Consider the following 19,913-nt stretch of genomic DNA (forward strand, 5'->3'; position numbering starts at 1 on the left):
CAATCATGCCGTTCGGTTTGTGTACAATAAAGAGGCAGCCGAAGATTTGGTGATTGATGTGTTCAGTTAGTTCTGGCAAAAGCAATTACACCGTTCCGTTACGACATTCTACCGCGCTTATTTGTTTACAACCGTACGGCATGCTGCCTTCGCGAGCTTGAGGAAAGAATTTGGCCGAGAGAAGCCTACCGACGATTTTTCTTGCCAGATTTTGGAGGTAACGCCCAGTACATCAGGAATTACAATTCAACGAACTCTACCTGAAGATCGAGCAAGTTATCCGCTCGGTACTTCCTTAAAGTCAGAAGGTATTCATTATGTGTCGGTTTGAGGGAAAAAAGAATACGGATATTGGAAGCCTGAGGAATGAATGTCGTCGAAATCCAGTTGAAAGCAGAGAAACGATAGCTAGCCTGATGAAATCATTTCTTTATAAATCGTTCTTCGTGTTTGGTAGCCTGATGCTGGCTGGTAAAATTGTTCGGGCACAACAACGACTATTCCTGTTGGCCGGACAAAGCAACGCCGTTGGGCAGGGCGATAGTCGGACGTCAGCGAAATACCAGTGTCCCACTTGCTTCGATTATAACGCAAAAAAAGATTCTCTGTCGGTCTTGAAAGACCCCGTCGGGCAGGACGATCAGTATTTTAATAAAGCCAATACGGGCAGTATTGCTCCAGCGCTGGCCACAACATTACACAAACTTACCGGCGATTCAATCGTGATCGTTTCAGCAGCGCGTGGGGGCAGTTCATGTCATCAAAAAGCTGAATTAAAGGCCTATGGTAGTTGGGCCGAAACGGGTCGTTTACTTCTGTTTGCACCAACAATTGAAAAAATTAAAAAGGCTGAACGAAGGGTAAAACACCGGGTCGATGGTATCATCTGGATGCAGGGAGAACGGGATGCCAATACCATCAATGACAAACTAATGACGGCTGATGAATACGAAACGGCGCTCACTACCTTAATTGCTCGTTTTCGAACGGAGTTAGGGGCTAATCTCCCGTTTTTCATCGTATTGACTGGCTACTATGCTAATCACCCCCGCGAAGGCTACGATGAAGTTCGTCGAATTCAGCGTAAGGTTGCCAGGCAGGTACCCGGTGTTCAGTTGATCTCTGTTGATCCGGGACAGTTTCCCGACAAAGACTGGATGACGGATGAGATTCATTACAGTCAGGCTGGCTTAAATAAAGTTGGCGAAGCCGTCGCAAATCAGATTACTAGCCAGAAAAAATAGCGATTTGTGGGGCCTAAAAATAAAAACTATTTTAGGTCTAATCAGCGGTTTAACTGAACGATTTCTACGATGATTAATCTTGGTGCAAGATACTGACTGATAGTAGTTTGCTGGGTCAATTGCTAAGTTGACCCAGCCTTTTTTTGAATTAAAAAGGTCTGATGGAGGTAGGAGTAGCATAAGGCATACTCTTAGTTAATAACTTCCAAACCCAGGCAGTTAATTCGAAACGATGAGTTACCTTTTTAATGCTCCCCAAACCATTATTCATGGTGCTGGCGCCAGACATGAATTGCTTTCCCAACTTGCCCGCATCGGCGCCCGGCGGGTGTTTTTCGTTACCGATCCGTTTATCAATGGTACGGGTTTAGTGCAGACATTGGCGGAACCGCTCCGTCAGGCGGGTCTTGCTGTAGCTGTATTCAGCGCTGTGCAGCCCGATCCGACGGTTCAAAATGTTTTGGACGGTCTGGCAGAATTGAATAAATACGAAGCCGATGTAGTCGTGGCTGTAGGAGGAGGGAGTTCAATTGATGCCGCCAAAGCGATAGCTGTGATGCAAACGAATGAAGCGCCTTTGCACCAGTACATAGGTTATCATAAAATTCCGAATGAGGGATTACCATTAATTGCTATCCCGACCACTGCCGGAACCGGTAGTGAAGCCACTAAGGTAACCGTCATTACCGATACAGAGAGGAACGTAAAGATGATGATTCTTGACGCCCATCTCATGCCTACTATAGCGCTTGTTGATTACGAACTCACGCTTTCAATGCCCCAGACCTTAACCGCCCATGTTGGGGTCGATACGCTCACACATGGTATAGAAGCGTATGTATCGCAGAAGGCAAATCTGCTGAGCGATCCGCTTGCTTTATCATGTATTAACTTAGTTTCCATGCATTTGCAGACTGCCTGGCAAGAGCCTATGAACCGGAAAGCCCGTGAAGGAATGGCAATGGCAGCCTGCCTGGGTGGTATGGCCTTTACCAATAGCAGCGTATGTTTAGTACACGGTATGAGTCGACCCCTTGGTGCGCAGTTTCATCTGGCACACGGGTTGAGTAACGCCATTCTATTGCCTGTTGTGACACGATTCTCGGTGCCTGGTGCTATTGAACGATACGCAACAATAGCCCGGACAATGGGTCAGGTGGTCAACGAGTCTGATGAGGCTGCCTGCAACGCTTTATTAGCTTATTTGGACCAGCAGAATCAATTGTTAAAAATACCACGATTACGGGATTGTAAGGGTATAGACCAACTAGTTTTTGAGCATTTACTGGAAAAAATGGCTACTGACGCGCTTGCCTCCGGTAGTCCCCAGAACAACCCAATCGTACCCACCCCAAATGAAATTATTGCTCTCTATCAACAAGTCTGGTAAGTAAAGCGGTTTATATTGCTAGTTAACACCAGACCAGAATGTAAAACATTGGATGGTCAATTACCAACAGATCATATATTGGTTGGATAGAAACTGGTGCCCTGGCTAGCCTGTCAAAAATAAAGGCAAAGACCGCACCGATCCTGCCAGGCAGTTAGCTTTCTAAGGCAGGTTAAACAGTTTCGCGCAAAAAGAAAACGCTTTAGCTGCCCAACCTGGCTCTACATTTGGGTGGTTTACTGATTTATCAGCTTACTGGTATTGCCTAGATAACCTTTACCCCTATAAGTTTCAAAAATAGCAGCACCAACGCTCAGTGCAGTTGTCGCTTACAATCGTAGGACTTTCGCTGCCAAGCGTGCCACGGTTATCAAGAGCGGCATCAGTAACCGTGGCACGCTTGGCAGCGAAAGTCCTAAATCTAATATAGGCCTTCATCTACTTCATGTACACTGACCGGTTTGGCCGGATATATCTGGAGCTGGTGAAAGAAACAGCTTATCGAATTGTCAAATTAATACACTAAGACTCACATCTAGGAACTATAAAATGGAGATGAATGGCACCGCTATTTTGAACCAATAAAAAAAGATATTAAAAAAAGAATTCTGACTACGTACAACAAGGTCTTTTTTTGTCTGTGTTGGTATAAGGTGAAATTTTCAAAGAAAATATTGTTAGATTTTAAGCTTATGTCCGTTGTCTTCTCTTTGAATACAGAGCTTTCCACGAAGAAGGGAACGCTACACCCCCGACACTCAGATGAGCAAGACAGTCAAATGTCTCATGGAACGCCAATAGATTCAGAATTATTTATTCGAAAAACCTTTGAGACTAACCCTCAAAAAGGATGTGAGCTGCTCTTTCGACTCTACTATTCGGCAATGTGTACACATGCTGTACGCTTTGTTTACTCTAAAGAAATAGCCGAAGACCTTGTGGCTGATGTTTTTTTTTCATTTTGGAATACGAAAGCCTTTCAGGGCATTACTCAATCCTATCGCTCTTATCTTTTTCGTTCGGTCCGCAATCGAGCTTATAATTATTTAGCCAATGAGTTAACCAAGACAGATTCTCTGGAAGCCATTCTTCATCTTGAATCTTCTGCTGCGGATGTTCCTGAATTAATGATGCGGGTTAACGAACTGTACGCTCAAGTTGATGAACTCGTAGCGTCTTTACCTCCTCAGTGCCAGAAAATATTCATAATGAATCGGTTTGAAGGCATAAAACCCAAAGCTATTGCCGAATCGCTCAAACTATCGGTCCGCACCGTTGAAGTTCACATAGCCAAAGCGTTAGGAACCCTTCGTACGGGTTTAAAAGACCAATGGATGCTTTTACTGGTGATGTTGATAGGTTCATAAAAAAAATCTACTCATTCGGCTACGTATCTTTTCGCTAAAATTTGTCTGTTATAACAGATTCCACAATGAGATGAAAACAATGGTTAATAAACAATTACTTTTTGACCATTTCGAGAATAAGACGATGCCTTTGCAAAAAAGGTTAATCGAGGAATGGTTACAAAAAGAAAAAAACCAGGAGCAGTTCTATCAATGGTTAGTGGAATGGGAAATGCAGTCGGCGTTGTATCAGCCTGAAATTGAACTGCCTTTGCAACGCTATGTCCAGCACATGGAGACTAGTTCGCATCCTTCAATAGAGGATCAGGGGCCGGTTGAGACCTCAGTTCCCGGAAGGCATACGTTTCAATTGCCAACCTTGCATCGCTGGCTTGTAGCCGCAAGCCTGGCGCTTTTGCTGCTATTTTCTGCCTGGATTGGCCGTGAGTCTATTTTATTCAGAACCTACAGGACGGCTTTTGGGGAAACACGTACGCTGAAACTGGATGATGGCAGTCATGTTGTTTTGAATGCCAATTCGTCCTTACAGATACCTCGTTTTGGGTTTGGCACGCGAACACGAGAAGTTTTATTACAAGGGGAGGCTTTTTTTGCGATTAAGCATACGACAGATAATCAGAAGTTTTTAGTAAAAACGGAGAAAGGCTTTAACGTAACTGTACATGGGACCGAATTTACAGTATACACCCGGTCCCAGGGGGCTAAAGTAGCCCTAGAGAAGGGTAAAGTCGCTATTAATTACACAGTAGGCAGTGTCACCAAAGAAGTGACCCTCAAGCCGGGTGACCTGGTTATTCTGGATCGCCATAATCAGCCGAAGCTTAAAAGGCAGGTTGATGCCCAGAAATATTCTGCCTGGAAGGAACATCGCTTTGTGTTTGACGACATGACTCTTCGCCAGTTTGGTGATATGCTGAATGAAACATATGGTCTCCAGGTAGATATTCCTAGTGATAAATTGGCCCAACGGACACTGGTAGGATCGTTTCAGGCTGATGATGCGGACGAACTTCTCAAAACGATAGCCGACATATTCAACCTCAAAATTGAACGACAAAAGAATCACGTGATTCTTTTGAATAACGTCAACTAATTCCTAATCACCTTTTTCTAACCTTTTAACTTTTAGTTCACCATGAGCTACCCCTTAGGCATACTGAGGGTAGGGATGTTTTTGCTTTCCCTATCCGTTTTAGGCCAATCCAGCGGAGTACCTACCCTGGCATCAGCTCGCCAAACCGTGCGAACAGCCAGAAGTTCTGGCCAGGCTGGCCCCGAAATGCGACCCTTGCGCAGTGTTCTCCAGGAACTGAAAAAACGCTATCAGGTTGACATTTTATTTGAAGGTGGCTTAGTCGATCGTATTACCGTCCCGGCCAATGTGATTGACTACAACGACAATCTGGAGCATAATCTGGACCGGCTTTTACAGATCTCCCGGCTACGCTACAAAAAGGCAAAAAATGGCGGGTACGTGATCATGGCTAAAGAACACGTTGGGAGTGAAGGAACTAGTAGTATCCAAACGCCATTCGCCTTGACCATCGCTCATGCTGAAGCACAGGACATTCAGTTTTCAGTACCACTTTCATCCAAACAAGTAGTCGAAAGTAGTACAGAACAGGTCATTCAGGGCACGGTAGTTGACGAAAAAGGCGAAAACTTACCGGGCGTTAGTATCATTATCAAGGGCTCGCAAAAAGGGACTACTACAGATGCCGATGGCCATTTTCGACTGGAGGTTGAGAACCCTTCCGCCATCCTTATATTTAGTTATGTCGGTTATCAGCCACAGGAAGTAGCTGTTGGTAATCGTACGGCACTCAACATTACTCTAAAAGCTGACGATAAGACACTCGACGAAATCGTAGTGGTCGGGTATGGGTCGGTCAAGAAAAAAGATTTGACAGGCTCCGTCGGATCGATTGATAATAAGGAAATTAAAGACCTGGGCGTGACCCGGCTCGATCAGGCTTTGGCGGGTCGTGTAGCGGGCGTACAGGTGAAAGCGGTTTCTGGAGAGCCGGGTGCCGCCCCTCAAATTCGGGTAAGGGGCATTGGTAGCATCTCGGCAGGGGCCGGGCCTTTGTATGTTGTCGATGGCTTTCCGACCGACAACATACAGTCATTAAACCCCAACGATATTGCCAGCATGGATATTTTGAAAGATGCATCGGCAACAGCTATCTATGGATCACGCGGGGCGAATGGCGTGATCATCATCAATACCAAACGAGGTAAAGTGGGTCGGGGAACGCTAACGTTCGATACGTTTTATGGATTTCAGCAATCCCTAAAAACACCTAAGTATATGAATGCCCCGCAACAGGCTCAGTATTACTACGATGGGATTGTGAACCGAAATATAGATGCCGGGAACAGTATGACAGGTGATCCGGCTACCTGGAAAATTCCCGTTCCTACGGATATTATCGATGTGCTCTCCGGAAAAAACACCACCAACTACGTTCCGCTGGACGCTGTGCTGCGTACAGCACCCCAGCAGAAATATCAGTTAGGAGCTACGGGAGGGAGTGAGAATGTAAAATACGCGGTTAGTGCTGAATACCTCAACCAGGATGGGATCGTCATCAATACGAATTTTAAACGCTACTCTTTTCGCGCCAATATCGATGCGCAGGTTTCCCGCAGATTAGCCGTAAAAGTAAATTTAAATCCTTCGTTTTCGGATGCTAATGTCGTTACATCGACAGGCGCTTCGGGCGGAGCGAATGAAGGCGTCATTGCCCAGGCAACGAATGTGCAACCCTACTATCCTATGTTCAATCCCGACGGATCGTACTTCATTTTTAGTCCGGGGATGAGCGCTGGACCTACGGCCTATAACCCCGTTGCCCTGGCCCGTGAAGTTCTGAATAAACAGAAGCGAATGGGGTTACTGGGTAATGTCAGTGCCGAATATACCATTCTGAATAACCTGAAATTTAATGTGATGGTAGGGACCTCATTGCAGAGTTTCAGAGCGATGAAATTCTTTCCAAACCTGCCGGTTTTCCTGAGCAACCCGGCCGTTGGTCGAGATAGCACCGCGATGAGTTATAACTGGCTGACCGAATATACCTTAAACTACACAAAGAGTATCAATAAGCACCAGTTTACGGCCCTGGCGGGGTATACCGTTCAAAAAGAACATACCGAAGCCAATAGCTTAACCAGTAATAATTACCCGAATAATCTGGTACCAACGCTGAGTGCCACCAGTGGAATTATCACGAATGGAACCTCCACTATTTATGAATGGTCACTGATATCCTATCTGGCCCGATTGAATTACAATTACAACAGTAAGTATTACGTCACGGCTTCGATCCGTACCGATGGGTCGTCCCGGTTTGGGAGCAACCATAAGTATGGTGTGTTTCCGTCGGCAGCGCTGGCATGGCGTATTTCCGACGAGCCTTTTATCAAGAATCTACGCCATGTCAGTGAACTGAAATTAAGAACGAGCTACGGAAAAACTGGGAATAATAATATTGGGAATTACGAGCATTTTGCCACCATCAATTACTTAAAGTATGATTTGGGCGGGGCTGCTATTTCGGGATTTGGACCGGCTAAACTGGCCAATCCGGATTTGACCTGGGAAAAACAAGGCTCATTTAATATTGGGCTTGATGCTGCCTTTTTCAACAACCGGCTCACGTTGAATATTGATCATTTCCTGTCCCGGAATACAGATTTATTACTGAATGTAAACGTTGCAGGCATTACGGGTTTCAGTAACTCCTTACAAAATATTGGGGAGGTCAAAAATACGGGCTGGGAGTTTGTCGCAAGCACGATCAACGTCGACAAAAAATTTCATTGGTCAACGGATTTTAATTTATCGACCTATCAGAATCGCGTTGTCAAACTGGGGCCAAACGGCGATCCGATCTATGTGGATGGAAACGTGACCATGATTGGCCAGCCCATCGGTATGTTTTTTGGCTGGTTAACCGACGGAATTTTTCTAAATCAGCAGGAAGTCGATAAAGGACCCATTTTTGCTCCTGGAGCCGTCACGAAATCACGTCCGGGCGATGTTCGGTTTGTGGATCTGAGTGGTCCTTCGGGCAAAAAGGATGGGGTTATTGACAATTACGACAAGACCATAATGGGGTCGCCCTATCCTAATTTCTTTTACGGGATGACTAACCGGTTTGCTTATAAGAACCTGAGTTTGAGCATTAGCTTACAGGGTTCACAAGGTAATCAGGTACTAAGTAAGGCGAAAGCAGGTGGTGCAGCGTCTTTACGAGGTCGAATTCCTTCCTTTGCTTATTTAAATAATTACTGGAAATCCGAATCAGATATTGGGGATGGCCAAACGCCAAGGCCAAACGATCAGCCGACAGGTAATGCACGGGGTAATTACAGTACACGGCAACTTGACTATGGGAGCTATATGCGTATCAATAACGTCACGCTGAGTTATGTGTTCCCCACGAAAGTTATTGAAACGCTCAAGTTGAGTTCGTTACGAGTTTACCTGAATGCTACCAACCCATTCTTATTTACCAGGAACGTCAATTTCAACCCCGACGTCAGTACCAGCGATAATGCATTGACGCCAGGCATTGATAATAACGATTACCCGCTGCCCAAGAGCCTGATTCTGGGTTTAAGTGTCGGATTTTAAGATCATTCCTATACCCTACGAGAGCCATGAAAAAGATTTTCTGTTTACTCACCCTGATGTGCTTTTTTTCGTGCCGGAAGGAGATTATTGAATTAAGTCCTATCTCGACCGTCAGTACCGATGCGTTATACAAAAATGATAAAGATTTTCAGGATGCTGTAATTGGTATCTACCAGCCATTTATGGCACAGTATCTAAGCTTTTGGCAATATGGTGATTTGCCGGGCGACGATATGGAGCAACAGCATTCGGCTTCGATCGATCTGGTTAACATCAATAATTTTATTGTTAACAGCAACACCCCTATCCTCAATACCAGTTGGTTAGCGTATTATCAGATTATTTTTCGGGCGAATACGGTATTGTCTAAAATAGAAGCTGCCGACCCGAAACTGATTACGAATAAAGATCGGCACATCGGTGAGGCCAAATTTCTGCGGGCGCTGGCCTATTTTGACCTGGTCAGAATATTTGGGGATATCCCGCTTATTTCTGCGCCCATATCGGCGGCTGAAGCGTCAACAAAAGGTCGTGATAAAGTCGATGTCATTTATAGCGATCTGATCATAAAAGATCTGATGGATGCGGAGAGTAAACTGCCGGCAAAATATACTGGTGCGGACGTGGGTCGTGCCACGAAAGGAGCTGCTAAAGCGCTATTGGGCAAAGCCTATCTGACGCATAAGGAGTTTGCCAAGGCAGAAGCCAAATTGCAGGAACTGACAACGATGGGCTATTCACTGTTGCCCAACTATACTGACTTGTTCGATTACACGAAAGACGAACACCATAGCGAATATATATTCGATATTGAATACCAGGATGGTGGGCTGGGATTGGGTAGTACGTTCACCAATATCTTTACCCCCAATCTATCGCCGGTTCTGAATTTTTACGGCATCAAAGGCTCGGGCGGCCAAAATGGAGCACCTACGGAAGGCATCTTTGCTCTCTACGAGTCCACGGACCAGCGAAAAGCCGTTTCCGTTGCTAAAGTAGCCGATGGATTGATCGACAAGAATGGCAACAAGATCCCCATGACTCCCATTGACGTTACGACCTACAGTAAAAAGTACATGACGTCGGAACCCAATGCGAACGATAGCCGGGCCAACTGGAAAGTCATTCGGTATGCGGATGTACTGCTTATGTATGCCGAAGCGATGAGCGAGAACGGGAAGACCAGCGAGGCCCTCACGGTGCTGAATCAGGTACGTACTCGGGCAGGAGCCAGCAAATACAGTAATCTGGTTCAGGGCGATTTGCGGGACAAAATTTACCTGGAACGTCGACTGGAATTCTATCTGGAAGGCCAGCGATGGTTTGATTTAGTGCGAACGGGACAGGCACTTACTGTGCTGCAAAAACAGGGAATAAAGCCGTTCATGACCATATTCCCGGTTCCGCTCGCGCAGATACAGGTTATTAACAATCCCACTATTTTCCCCCAGAATCCAGGCTACGATTAACGGGGTATGTTCCAGCCCAAGCAGGGGCAAACCCGGTGGTTTGTCCCTGCTCCCTGACACGCAGACTTTCCATACTGTGATGTCCTTCATTCCTATTGCCTTGAAATCCACCATAAACTGATCGGTCAGTTGGTTGACGATCAGACGAATCAAACCGATATTATGAATACAAATCGACGGGGATTTATTAGTTCCGCCGTGGCAGGTGGTCTTGGCGTGGCATCTTTGCCCCTATCTTCCTATGGAGGAGACATCCGATCCCATAGCGCAATGCCCAACGACCTTCAGGCCCGATACGATAAGCTGGATGAGGTCGTGAAACGACCGATCTTCCGAAAAGAATTGTTTTCCTCTCCAGTTATTCTGGAGACTATTGAATTGCTGCGCGACCGGGATAATTTTTTGGTGCGGGTACGCTCCAAAGACGGCGCCGAAGGCATTGCGGCTGGTCACGGAAGTCAGAATAGCAAAAGCTGGCCTGCCTTTAAAGGTCTTATGAACCGGTTTCTCGGGAAAGATGCCCGTGAGCTGGACACCCTGGTCCCCGGTGACAGTGGTAAAAGTGGTGGTATTCCCTTCAATTCTCAGGTGGCCGTTCTGGAATTTGCCATTCTGGACATGATGGGAAATCTGGCAAAAAAACCGGCAGGCGAACTGATCGGGAAAATCATCCATCCTATGATACCCATTTATCAGGGTTCGCGGGTTGTGGAACTACGTCAGCTACCACCAGAACAGTCACTCGAAATTGTCAAGAAGGATTTATTGGAAAGCAAGGCCAAAGCAATCAAGCTGAGAGCGGGCGGTGGCGGAGTGCTTGATGGTGACAATGCGCCGGGAAGGACGGAAAAGTTGATCAAAATGGCTCGGGAAACGTTTGGCGATCAGATTGTTCTGGGCTGTGATGGTAATGGAAACTATACCCGTAAAGGTGGACTCCGTATCGGCAAAGTATTGGAAGAATACAATTACCAGTGGTGGGAGGAAATGGTTCCGTTTGGCCAGTATGACGACCTGAAACACGTAAAAGACGGGCTAAAAATCCCGATTTCAACCGGTGAATCAGAAAGTTATATCAGCACATTCCGATGGCTGATTGCCAACGATGCCTGTGATATAGTCCAACCCGATCAGCTCTATTTCGGGGGTATGATCCGATCCATGAAAGTGGCCCGGATGGCTGAAGCGTTTGGCAAAACGATTGTACCGCACATCACCCAATACGGGCTAGGCTATCTCTACATGCTGCATTTTATTTCAGCCTGCCCCAATGCCGGGAAATACCAGGAGTTCGATCTGTTTTCGACTCGCGATGCCAATGGGAATCAGATTCCGATTGTCTACAAATCCGGTGATCCAATTGTCAGTCATGATGGCGTGCTGAAGGTGCCAACGGGGTCGGGGCTTGGTATTGTGATTGACCCCGATTATGTCAAAAAACACAAAGTAGTAAAGGATTGGTAATTCAATAAAACGATTTCATGAAAACAAATAGACGACATTTTCTTAGTTCTGCCATGGCAGGTGGCCTTGGGATGGCCGGCTCAGTAGCTGCTCTGGGCGGGGATGGGCATTCGGATGCCCCGAAACCGCTTGACCTGAAAGCACGCTATGCGAAACTGGATGAAGCACTGAAACGACCCGTTTTAAAAAAGGAATTATTCCCTTCTCCTGTCATGATTGAGACTATGGAGTTGCTGCGGGATCGGGAGAATTTTATAGTCCGGGTACGCTCTAAAGATGGAGCCGAAGGGATTGCCGTTGGGCATACGGGGCTAAATCCCAAAGGGGGAGGGGGGCAAAGCGTCCGAAATTGGCCTCTTACCCATTTCTATTTTACTCGTTTTGAGGGTAAAGATGCCCGCGATTTGGAGGACCTGATTCCAGATGAACATGGTAAATCGGGTGGGGTTCCTACGAACGTTGTTCTGGCCACGGTGGAGCTGGCCATCCTGGATATGATGGGCAACACGATTAAAAAACCGATTGGTGCGTTGATTGGAAACATCGTCAATCCTATGGTTAATGTCTATCAGGGAAGCCGGATCACTGAATTGCTATCGTTACCGCCGGAACAATCGCTGGAAATTGTCAAAAAAGACTTGGAAGAGACAAAGGCAAAGGCCATCAAAATGCGCGTGGGTGGGCCAGGGCAGTTGGATCAGGACAGTAAAGCCGGTAATTTAAAACTGATCAAGATGGCCCGGGAAACCTTCGGGGATAAGATCGTGCTGGGCTGCGACGGCAACAACAAATTTACGGTAGAGGGAGGCATCCGAATGGGCAAGATCCTCGAAGAATACAATTATCAATGGTGGGAAGAAATGGTACCCTATGGTTGGTACGATGAGCTCAAAATGGTGAAAGACGGGCTGAAAATTCCCATTTTTACCGGCGAATCAGAGGCCTTTATCAGTACATTCCGATGGCTGATTGCCAACGATGCCTGCGACGTTGTCCAACCCGATCAGCTCTATTTCGGGGGCCTGATCCGTTCCATGAAAGTGGCCCGGATGGCTGAAGTATTTGGTAAAACGCTGGTGCCGCACATCACCCAATATGGGCTGGGCTACCTCTACATGCTGCATTTTATTTCAGCCTGCCCCAATGCCGGGAAATACCAGGAATTTGATACGTTCAACACCCGTGATGCAAACGGCAATAAAATCCCGATCGTCTACAAATCCGGCGATCCCATCACCAGTTACGATGGCGTGCTGAAGGTGCCTACGGGGTCGGGTATGGGCATCACCATTGATCCGGATTATATCAAAACGCATACGGTAGTCAAGGATTGGTAGTGGACTGAATTGCCCGATTTGATAGACGGCAGGGAACATGAATCGATTATCTGTTCACGCTGGTCAGTGATGTAAAACTAGTAATATAGTTGTTGTTGGCCAGCGTGAACCTTCCACTGGTTTTAGCGCCTTATCACAACCTGAAATGATTGAAAATTCAAGCATGAACTATTCTCCGGGTTACCGTTTTCGGAAAGCATTACTCCTTGAAAAACCCTTACAGATCGTAGGAGCTATCAATGCTAATCATGCGCTGCTAGCCGAACAGGCCGGTTTTAAAGCCATATACCTCTCGGGTGGTGGAGTTGCCGCAGGCTCGCTCGGAATCCCCGATTTAGGAATCACTACCCTGGACGATGTGCTAACCGACATCTACCGAATCACCAACGTAACCGATACGCCTTTACTGGTGGATGTGGATACCGGTTTTGGCCCGTCAGCCTTCAATATCGGACGCACCGTTAAGTCGCTCATTAAAGCCGGGGCCGCAGCCTTACACATCGAGGATCAGGTAGGAGCCAAACGCTGCGGCCATCGCCCCGGCAAAGAAGTGGTGAGTCAGGGCGAAATGGTAGACCGGATCAAAGCGGCAGTCGATGCTCGTACAGACCAGCAGTTCGTAATTGGAGCCCGCACGGATGCGCTGGCGGGGGAAGGAGTAGTTAAAACACTGGAACGATGCGTGGCGTATAAGGAGGCTGGTGCCGATTTCATTTTTGCCGAAGCTGTTACGGAACTGCCTCTCTATGAGCAGTTTGTTAATGCTACCGGGCTGCCGATTTTAGCGAACATCACCGAGTTTGGCATGTCTCCACTGTTTACGATCGATGAGTTACGAGAGGCTGGTGTCGGGTTGGTTTTGTACCCGCTTTCGGCCTTTCGAGCCGCCAACAAAGCGGCCCAGACCGTCTATCACACCATCCGAACCGATGGTACTCAGCAACACGTACTCGACAGCATGCAAACCCGTCAGGAGCTTTACGAAAGCATCAGCTATTACGCATTCGAACAAAAGTTAGATACGCTTTTCTCCCAGGCAACCAACAGTTATGGAAATCATTGACCAGCAGCCACTCCCGAAACCGAAAAAATCCGTTGCCCTCTCAGGCGTCCCAGCGGGTAATACTGCCCTCTGTACTGTCGGCAGAACCGGTAATGATCTACACTATCGGGGCTACGATATTCTTGAACTGGCCGACGGAGCAACGTTTGAGGAGGTGGCTTACCTGTTGATTCACGGTTCGTTGCCCAACAGCGCCCAGTTAGCTGCCTATCAGGCTAAGCTGAAAGCCTTACGGGGTTTGTCTCCCTCTGCCAGGAATGTGCTGGAACAAATCCCGGCGTCAGCGAATCCGATGGATGTGTTGCGCACCTATGCATCCGTACTGGGCATCCTGTTTCCCGAAAAACACGACCACAATGCTGCCGGTGCCCGCGAAATTGCCGATAAATTACTCGCTTCGTTCGGCTCAGCGTTGCTGTATTGGTATCATTTTTCGCAAAATGGGAACCGCATTACTGTACAGACAGATGATCAAAGCACTGGAGGCCACTTTCTTCATTTATTACATGGAGAAAAACCGTCTGCTTCGGCCATCAGAGCCATGCATATTTCGCTGAATCTGTACGCCGAGCACGAATTTAATGCCTCAACCTTTACCTGCCGGGTTATTGCTGGAACTGGGTCTGATATTTATTCAGCTATTTCGGGGGGCATTGGTGCCCTGCGCGGCCCAAAACATGGGGGTGCCAATGAAGTTGCTTATGACATCCAGAGCCGCTATGCTTCGGTTGAAGAAGCTGAAGCCGATATTCGAAAACGGTTACAAAACAGCGAGATCATTATTGGATTCGGCCATCCGGTTTATACCACCTCCGATCCGCGCAATCAGGTCATTAAAAAAGTGGCCCGAACCCTATCCGAAGAAGCAAACAGTATGCTGCTGTTCAACATTGCCGAACAGCTGGAAGCGCTGATGTGGACGGAGAAAAAGATGTTCCCCAATCTCGACTGGTTCTCGGCCGTATCGTTTCATCTCCTGGGCATTCCTACCGTACTTTTTACGCCTTTATTTGCCATCGCCCGGGTTACTGGCTGGAGCGCCCACGTGATTGAACAGCGTGAAGATGGTAAAATCATTCGGCCAACGGCAAACTATAAAGGTCCTGAAAATCGGAAAATGGTGCCTTTGTTTAACCGATAAGTCAGCCATCAATCAGTCTCAATTTCTCAACACACGAATGTCTTCCTATATCGCCAACGAGCGTCCTCGAACGGACAAAGTTTTAACTGATATTGTCGATTATGTTTTCGACTATCAGATAAAAAACGAGCTGGCCTGGACAACCGCTCACTATTGTTTACTCGATACGCTGGGTTGCGGCTTTGAAGCACTCAGCTATCCGGCCTGTACGAAACTGCTCGGCCCGATTGTACCGGGAACTATTGTTCCCCAGGGTGCGAAAGTGCCAGGCACCTCCTTTCAACTAGACCCCGTTCAGGCTGCCTTCAATATTGGCACCCTCATTCGGTGGCTTGACTTTAATGATACCTGGCTGGCCGCTGAATGGGGGCATCCATCCGATAATCTGGGCGGAATCCTGGCCGTTGCTGACTGGCTTTCCCGAATGGCAATTGCCAATGGAAAACCGCCACTCGCCATGAAGGATGTAGTTGATGCCATGATTCGGGCTCACGAAATTCAGGGAGTGATCGCCCTAGAAAACGCATTCAACCGCGTTGGTCTGGATCATGTTTTGCTGGTCAAATTAGCAACAACGGCAGTAGTTGGTAAACTGATTGGCCTATCGCGCGAGGAATTGGCCAATGCGGTTTCGCTCGCCTTTGTCGATGGACATTCGTTACGTACTTATCGTCATTCGCCAAATACAGGAAGCCGGAAATCCTGGGCTGCAGGTGATGCTACTTCTCGCGGAGTACGGCTGGCGCTGATCGCTAAAACCGGGGAGATGGGGTATCCATCCGTACTTACAGCTAAAACCTGGGGATTTTACGATGTACTGTTTAACGGTCGACCATTTAGTTTTTCCTATACCTACGGTTCGTATGTGATGGAAAATGTATTGTTTAAAATTTCCTTTCCGGCGGAGTTTCATGCGCAAACGGCAGTCGAAGCGGCTATGATCCTGCACGACAGTTTGCGAGCACTTGGCAAAACCAGTCAGGACATAGCCAGCCTGCGCATTCGCACACACGAAGCCGCCATTCGAATCATTGATAAAAAAGGCCCACTACACAATCCGGCCGACCGGGATCACTGCATCCAGTATATGATTGCCGTTCCATTGCTCTTTGGACGACTGACCGCGGCCGACTACGAAGACGATGTGGCTCAGGACCCGCGTGTCGATGAGTTACGGACTAAAATGAGCATTGCCGAAAATCCCCAGTTTACCCTCGATTACCTGGACCCGGAAAAACGGTCCATCGCCAATGCACTGACGATTGAACTCACCGACGGAACGAAGCTGGAAGAAGTCGTGGTCGAATATCCTATTGGGCATAAGAACCGACGGCAGGAAGGGATTCCGAAGTTGATCGACAAATTTAAAATCAATCTGGCCCGGCGCTTTCCGGCCAAACAGCAGCAAACGATTTTGAATCTGGCCCTTGATTTCGAGTCATTTATGCAAATTTCCGTTCATGAATTTGTAGACGTGATGGTCATCTAAGGTGCATAGGTCATCGAACAGGTTATACTTAATCACTCAGCTTCAGGCTGATTAATCAAACAAGTCTTATGAAAAATCAAACCCGACGGAAGTTTCTCAGTTCTACCGCCTTGATGGCAACCAGTTTGCCAACCGCTACACTCGCTGGTACTCCACCCACTAAACCGCTGATTCACCACGTCTTTTTCTGGCTGAAAAATCCCTCTTCCAAAGACGATCTGGCCAAGCTGATAGCGGGATTACAGACCCTGAAAAAAATTGAAACGATTCGGGCTATCCACATTGGCATACCAGCCAAGACCGAACCACGTCCTGTGGTCGATAGCTCCTATAGCGTTTCTGAAGTGCTGTTTTTAGATGATTTAGCGGGACAGAAAACCTATCAGGATCATCCGATTCACAAAAAATTTGTGGCCGACTGCTCGCCCCTATGGGAGAAGATTCTCGTCTATGATTCTGTAGACGTATAGTATAGATCGTTAGTGCTTCTTTGGTGTCGTGATGTAGCGTTACGTACCAGCCGCAATGGTATATGACCGTATATCAGATAGATCTTTTTTTGTCTCAATACAACCAAAAACGTGGGAACCATGATCAGTGAAATGACTGTAGCGATTGAGGACTGGCAGCTTGAAAAGCAGGAATGGATTGAGTCGATGGAGGCCATTCTCGAAGCGTATGGCGAAGAAAAAGCAAAAGAACTGCTTAAGACCATTACCCATTTTGTGATTCGTAAAGGGGTGATGTTTCAGGGTGAAAACATCAATACACCGTATATCAATACTATTCCTGTTGGGAAGCAGCCTGCCTATCCCGGCGATATTGTCCTCGAACATAAAATCGAAAATATCAACCGCTGGAATGCCATGTGTATGGTATTGAAAGGCTACGATAATGGTTCAGGAGTAGGCGGTCACATCGCAACCTATGCTTCGGCAGCTACCATGTACGAAGTTGGCTTTAACCATTTTTTCCGCCAGCGTAGCGCAACGTATGGGGGAGATCTGGTGGCTATTCAGCCCCATGCTTCGCCTGGTGTCTATGCCCGTGCATTTTTGGAAGGGCGGCTTTCGGAGCAAAATCTGACGAATTTCCGGCGTGAGCTACAGCCGGGAGGTGGGTTACCATCGTACCCACACCCCCGTCGAATGCCCTGGTTCTGGGAGATTCCCTGCGCATCGATGGGACTAATGCCGGTTAGTGCCATCTACCAGGCCCGCTTTAGCAAGTACCTGATCAATCGCGGATTAAAAGCCGATAATGGCGGTAAGATCTGGGCCTTTATTGGCGACGGCGAAATGGATGAACCCGAAATTGTGGGAACCCTGAATATGGCTACCCGTGAAAAACTGGACAATCTCATTTTCACGGTCAACTGCAATCTCCAGCGACTCGACGGGCCCGTACGAGGAAATGGGAAAATTATTCAGGAGCTTGAACGACTGTTTTTAGGCGCGGGCTGGAATGTGATCAAAGTGATCTGGGGTAGCGAATGGGATGCACTGCTGGCCCGCGATGACGATGGCGTGTTAGTCAAACGCATGGGAGAAGTATTAGACGGTGATTACCAGCGCTATTCGGTGTTAGAAGGGGATAAAGTTCGCCAACACTGGATTGGCAACAATCCTGAATTAGCGGACCTGATGCGCTCATTAACGGATGAAGAAATCCGATCTATCCGTCGGGGTGGGCATGACCACAAAAAAGTTTATACAGCCTTTCATAAAGCAGCCAATCAGTCAAACGGAAAACCGACAGTGCTGCTGGTGAAGACCATCAAAGGATATGGCATGGGCAGCGCTGGCGAGGGACGTAATACCACCCATCAGAAAAAGAGCATGTCGGCGGATGAGCGTCGGGAAGCCGCGCTCCGCTTTGGGATTCCGCTGACCAAAGAAGCAATTGAAACGGCTGATTTCTACCGTCCTAACGAAGATAGCCCTGAGATTCAGTACTTGAAAGCCCGCCGGAACCAATTAGGTGGTAGCCTGCCCGCCCGGGAAGAACATTGCCCGGTCATACAGGCGCCCACTAATCAGTTTTTTGAGGAGTTCAACGAAGGAACCGATGGCAGATCGGTTTCGACCACCATGGTTTTGGTGAAAATCATCACCAAACTGTTGAAAGAGCCTCAGATCGGCAAATACATTGTTCCCATCATTCCCGACGAAGCCCGCACGTTTGGTATGGATGCACTCTTTCGCCATGCGGGTATTTATCATCCCGAAGGCCAGTTGTACGTTTCGGTCGATGCCGACAGCCTTTCTTATTACCGGGAAGCGAAGGATGGTCAAATATTGCAGGAGGGTATTTGTGAAGCGGGAGCGCTGGCCAGTTTTATGGCAGCTGGTTCTGCTTACGCCCAGCATGGGTTACCCATGATTCCGTTTTACATTTTCTATTCCATGTTTGGATTTCAGCGGGTTGCGGATATGATCTGGGCCTGTGGGGACATGATGTGTAAAGGATTTTTGTTTGGCGGCACTGCGGGTCGGACCACCCTGAACGGCGAAGGTGTTCAGCACCAGGATGGACACTCGCACGTATATGCCAGTACGGTCCCGAATCTGAAATCCTATGACCCGGCCTTTGCCTATGAGCTGGCCGTTATCATTCAGGATGGTATCGACCGGATGTTCAGTAAGCAGGAAAAGATTTTCTATTACATAACGGTCTATAACGAAAACTACCCGCAGCCCCGAATCCCCCAAAATGTAGAGGAAGGAATCATAAAAGGAATCTACAAACTGGCATCCTCGACCCTTACTGAAACACCTTCCCAAGCCGTGAACGATCCGGCTGACAGTGGAGCAAAACGGGTGCATTTGCTGGGTAGTGGGTCTGTGATGACGCAGGTTCTGGAAGCGCAACAGCTTCTGGAAGCGATGCAGATTTCCACCGACATCTGGAGCGTCACCAGCTATACGGAACTGGCTCGCGATGGCTTTGAGGCCGAACGCTGGAACCGGCTGCACCCCAATGAACCCGCCCGGATTCCCTACATCCAGGCGGTTACCAAAGATCAACAGGGTGTGTTCCTTTCCGTTTCCGATTACCAGAAAAGTCTGGGGGCCAGCATCAGCTCCTGGATGCCGAAAACCTACACGGTGCTGGGAACCGACGGCTATGGTCTGAGTGAAGCCCGCCCTGAACTCCGCGATTACTTTGAGATTTCTCCCCAGTTTATTGTCATGACCGCTCTGTATCAATTACAGCAAACAGGAGCCGTTTCGCTACAGAAGGTAACGGAATACATCCGGCAAGCTGGTATCGATCCTGATAAAATTAACCCTGCAACTGCCTAAGC

Annotated in this window: 13 protein-coding genes; all 13 read left to right on the top strand. The window is 47.7% G+C overall.

The window, feature by feature from the left end; genetic code table 11:
• Positions 1-416 precede the first annotated feature (416 nt).
• The 13 genes from GJR95_RS36235 to aceE all read left to right on the top strand — a co-directional run bounded on the left by GJR95_RS36235 (position 417) and on the right by aceE (position 19,911).
• On the top strand, positions 417-1,244 hold the full coding sequence (locus GJR95_RS36235; RefSeq protein ID WP_162390504.1) for a sialate O-acetylesterase: 828 nt from the start codon (positions 417-419) through the stop codon (positions 1,242-1,244).
• A 232-nt stretch (positions 1,245-1,476) separates the two neighbouring features.
• Complete coding sequence (locus GJR95_RS36240) at positions 1,477-2,634, top strand: iron-containing alcohol dehydrogenase (protein WP_162390505.1); 1,158 nt, start codon at positions 1,477-1,479, stop codon at positions 2,632-2,634.
• Between the two features lie 692 nt (positions 2,635-3,326).
• Positions 3,327-4,001 (top strand): RNA polymerase sigma-70 factor, encoded by a 675-nt coding sequence (locus GJR95_RS36245; protein WP_162390506.1) that lies wholly within the window; start codon positions 3,327-3,329, stop codon positions 3,999-4,001.
• 124 nt (positions 4,002-4,125) lie between these two features.
• Positions 4,126-5,094, top strand: a complete 969-nt coding sequence (locus GJR95_RS36250) for a FecR family protein (RefSeq protein WP_162390507.1) — start codon at positions 4,126-4,128, stop codon at positions 5,092-5,094.
• A gap of 42 nt (positions 5,095-5,136) precedes the next feature.
• The gene (locus GJR95_RS36255; protein WP_232540972.1) at positions 5,137-8,643 is read left to right on the top strand and encodes a SusC/RagA family TonB-linked outer membrane protein; all 3,507 of its coding nucleotides are present in this window, start codon (positions 5,137-5,139) and stop codon (positions 8,641-8,643) included.
• Positions 8,644-8,669: 26 nt separating this feature from the next.
• Positions 8,670-10,112, top strand: coding sequence for a RagB/SusD family nutrient uptake outer membrane protein (locus GJR95_RS36260; RefSeq protein ID WP_162390508.1), 1,443 nt, complete (start codon positions 8,670-8,672; stop codon positions 10,110-10,112).
• Positions 10,113-10,274: 162 nt separating this feature from the next.
• Positions 10,275-11,576 (top strand): mandelate racemase/muconate lactonizing enzyme family protein, encoded by a 1,302-nt coding sequence (locus tag GJR95_RS36265; protein ID WP_162390509.1) that lies wholly within the window; start codon positions 10,275-10,277, stop codon positions 11,574-11,576.
• A 17-nt stretch (positions 11,577-11,593) separates the two neighbouring features.
• The gene (locus GJR95_RS36270; protein WP_162390510.1) at positions 11,594-12,913 is read left to right on the top strand and encodes a mandelate racemase/muconate lactonizing enzyme family protein; all 1,320 of its coding nucleotides are present in this window, start codon (positions 11,594-11,596) and stop codon (positions 12,911-12,913) included.
• 145 nt (positions 12,914-13,058) lie between these two features.
• A complete protein-coding gene (gene prpB / locus GJR95_RS36275; RefSeq protein WP_198424774.1) occupies positions 13,059-13,976 on the top strand; it encodes a methylisocitrate lyase in 918 nt (305 codons plus the stop codon).
• Positions 13,963-15,117 (top strand): bifunctional 2-methylcitrate synthase/citrate synthase, encoded by a 1,155-nt coding sequence (gene prpC, locus GJR95_RS36280; protein ID WP_162390511.1) that lies wholly within the window; start codon positions 13,963-13,965, stop codon positions 15,115-15,117. The genes prpB and prpC overlap by 14 nt, the downstream gene beginning before the upstream one ends.
• A 37-nt stretch (positions 15,118-15,154) precedes the next feature.
• Entirely contained in the window at positions 15,155-16,606 is a 1,452-nt protein-coding gene (locus tag GJR95_RS36285) for a bifunctional 2-methylcitrate dehydratase/aconitate hydratase (protein ID WP_162390512.1), read from the top strand.
• Between the two features lie 68 nt (positions 16,607-16,674).
• The gene (locus GJR95_RS36290) at positions 16,675-17,076 is read left to right on the top strand and encodes a Dabb family protein (protein WP_162390513.1); all 402 of its coding nucleotides are present in this window, start codon (positions 16,675-16,677) and stop codon (positions 17,074-17,076) included.
• Positions 17,077-17,196: 120 nt separating this feature from the next.
• Positions 17,197-19,911 (top strand): pyruvate dehydrogenase (acetyl-transferring), homodimeric type, encoded by a 2,715-nt coding sequence (aceE, locus tag GJR95_RS36295; protein ID WP_162390514.1) that lies wholly within the window; start codon positions 17,197-17,199, stop codon positions 19,909-19,911.
• Positions 19,912-19,913 lie beyond the last annotated feature (2 nt).

Source organism: Spirosoma endbachense, assembly GCF_010233585.1.
GTDB classification, from domain to species: domain Bacteria; phylum Bacteroidota; class Bacteroidia; order Cytophagales; family Spirosomataceae; genus Spirosoma; species Spirosoma endbachense.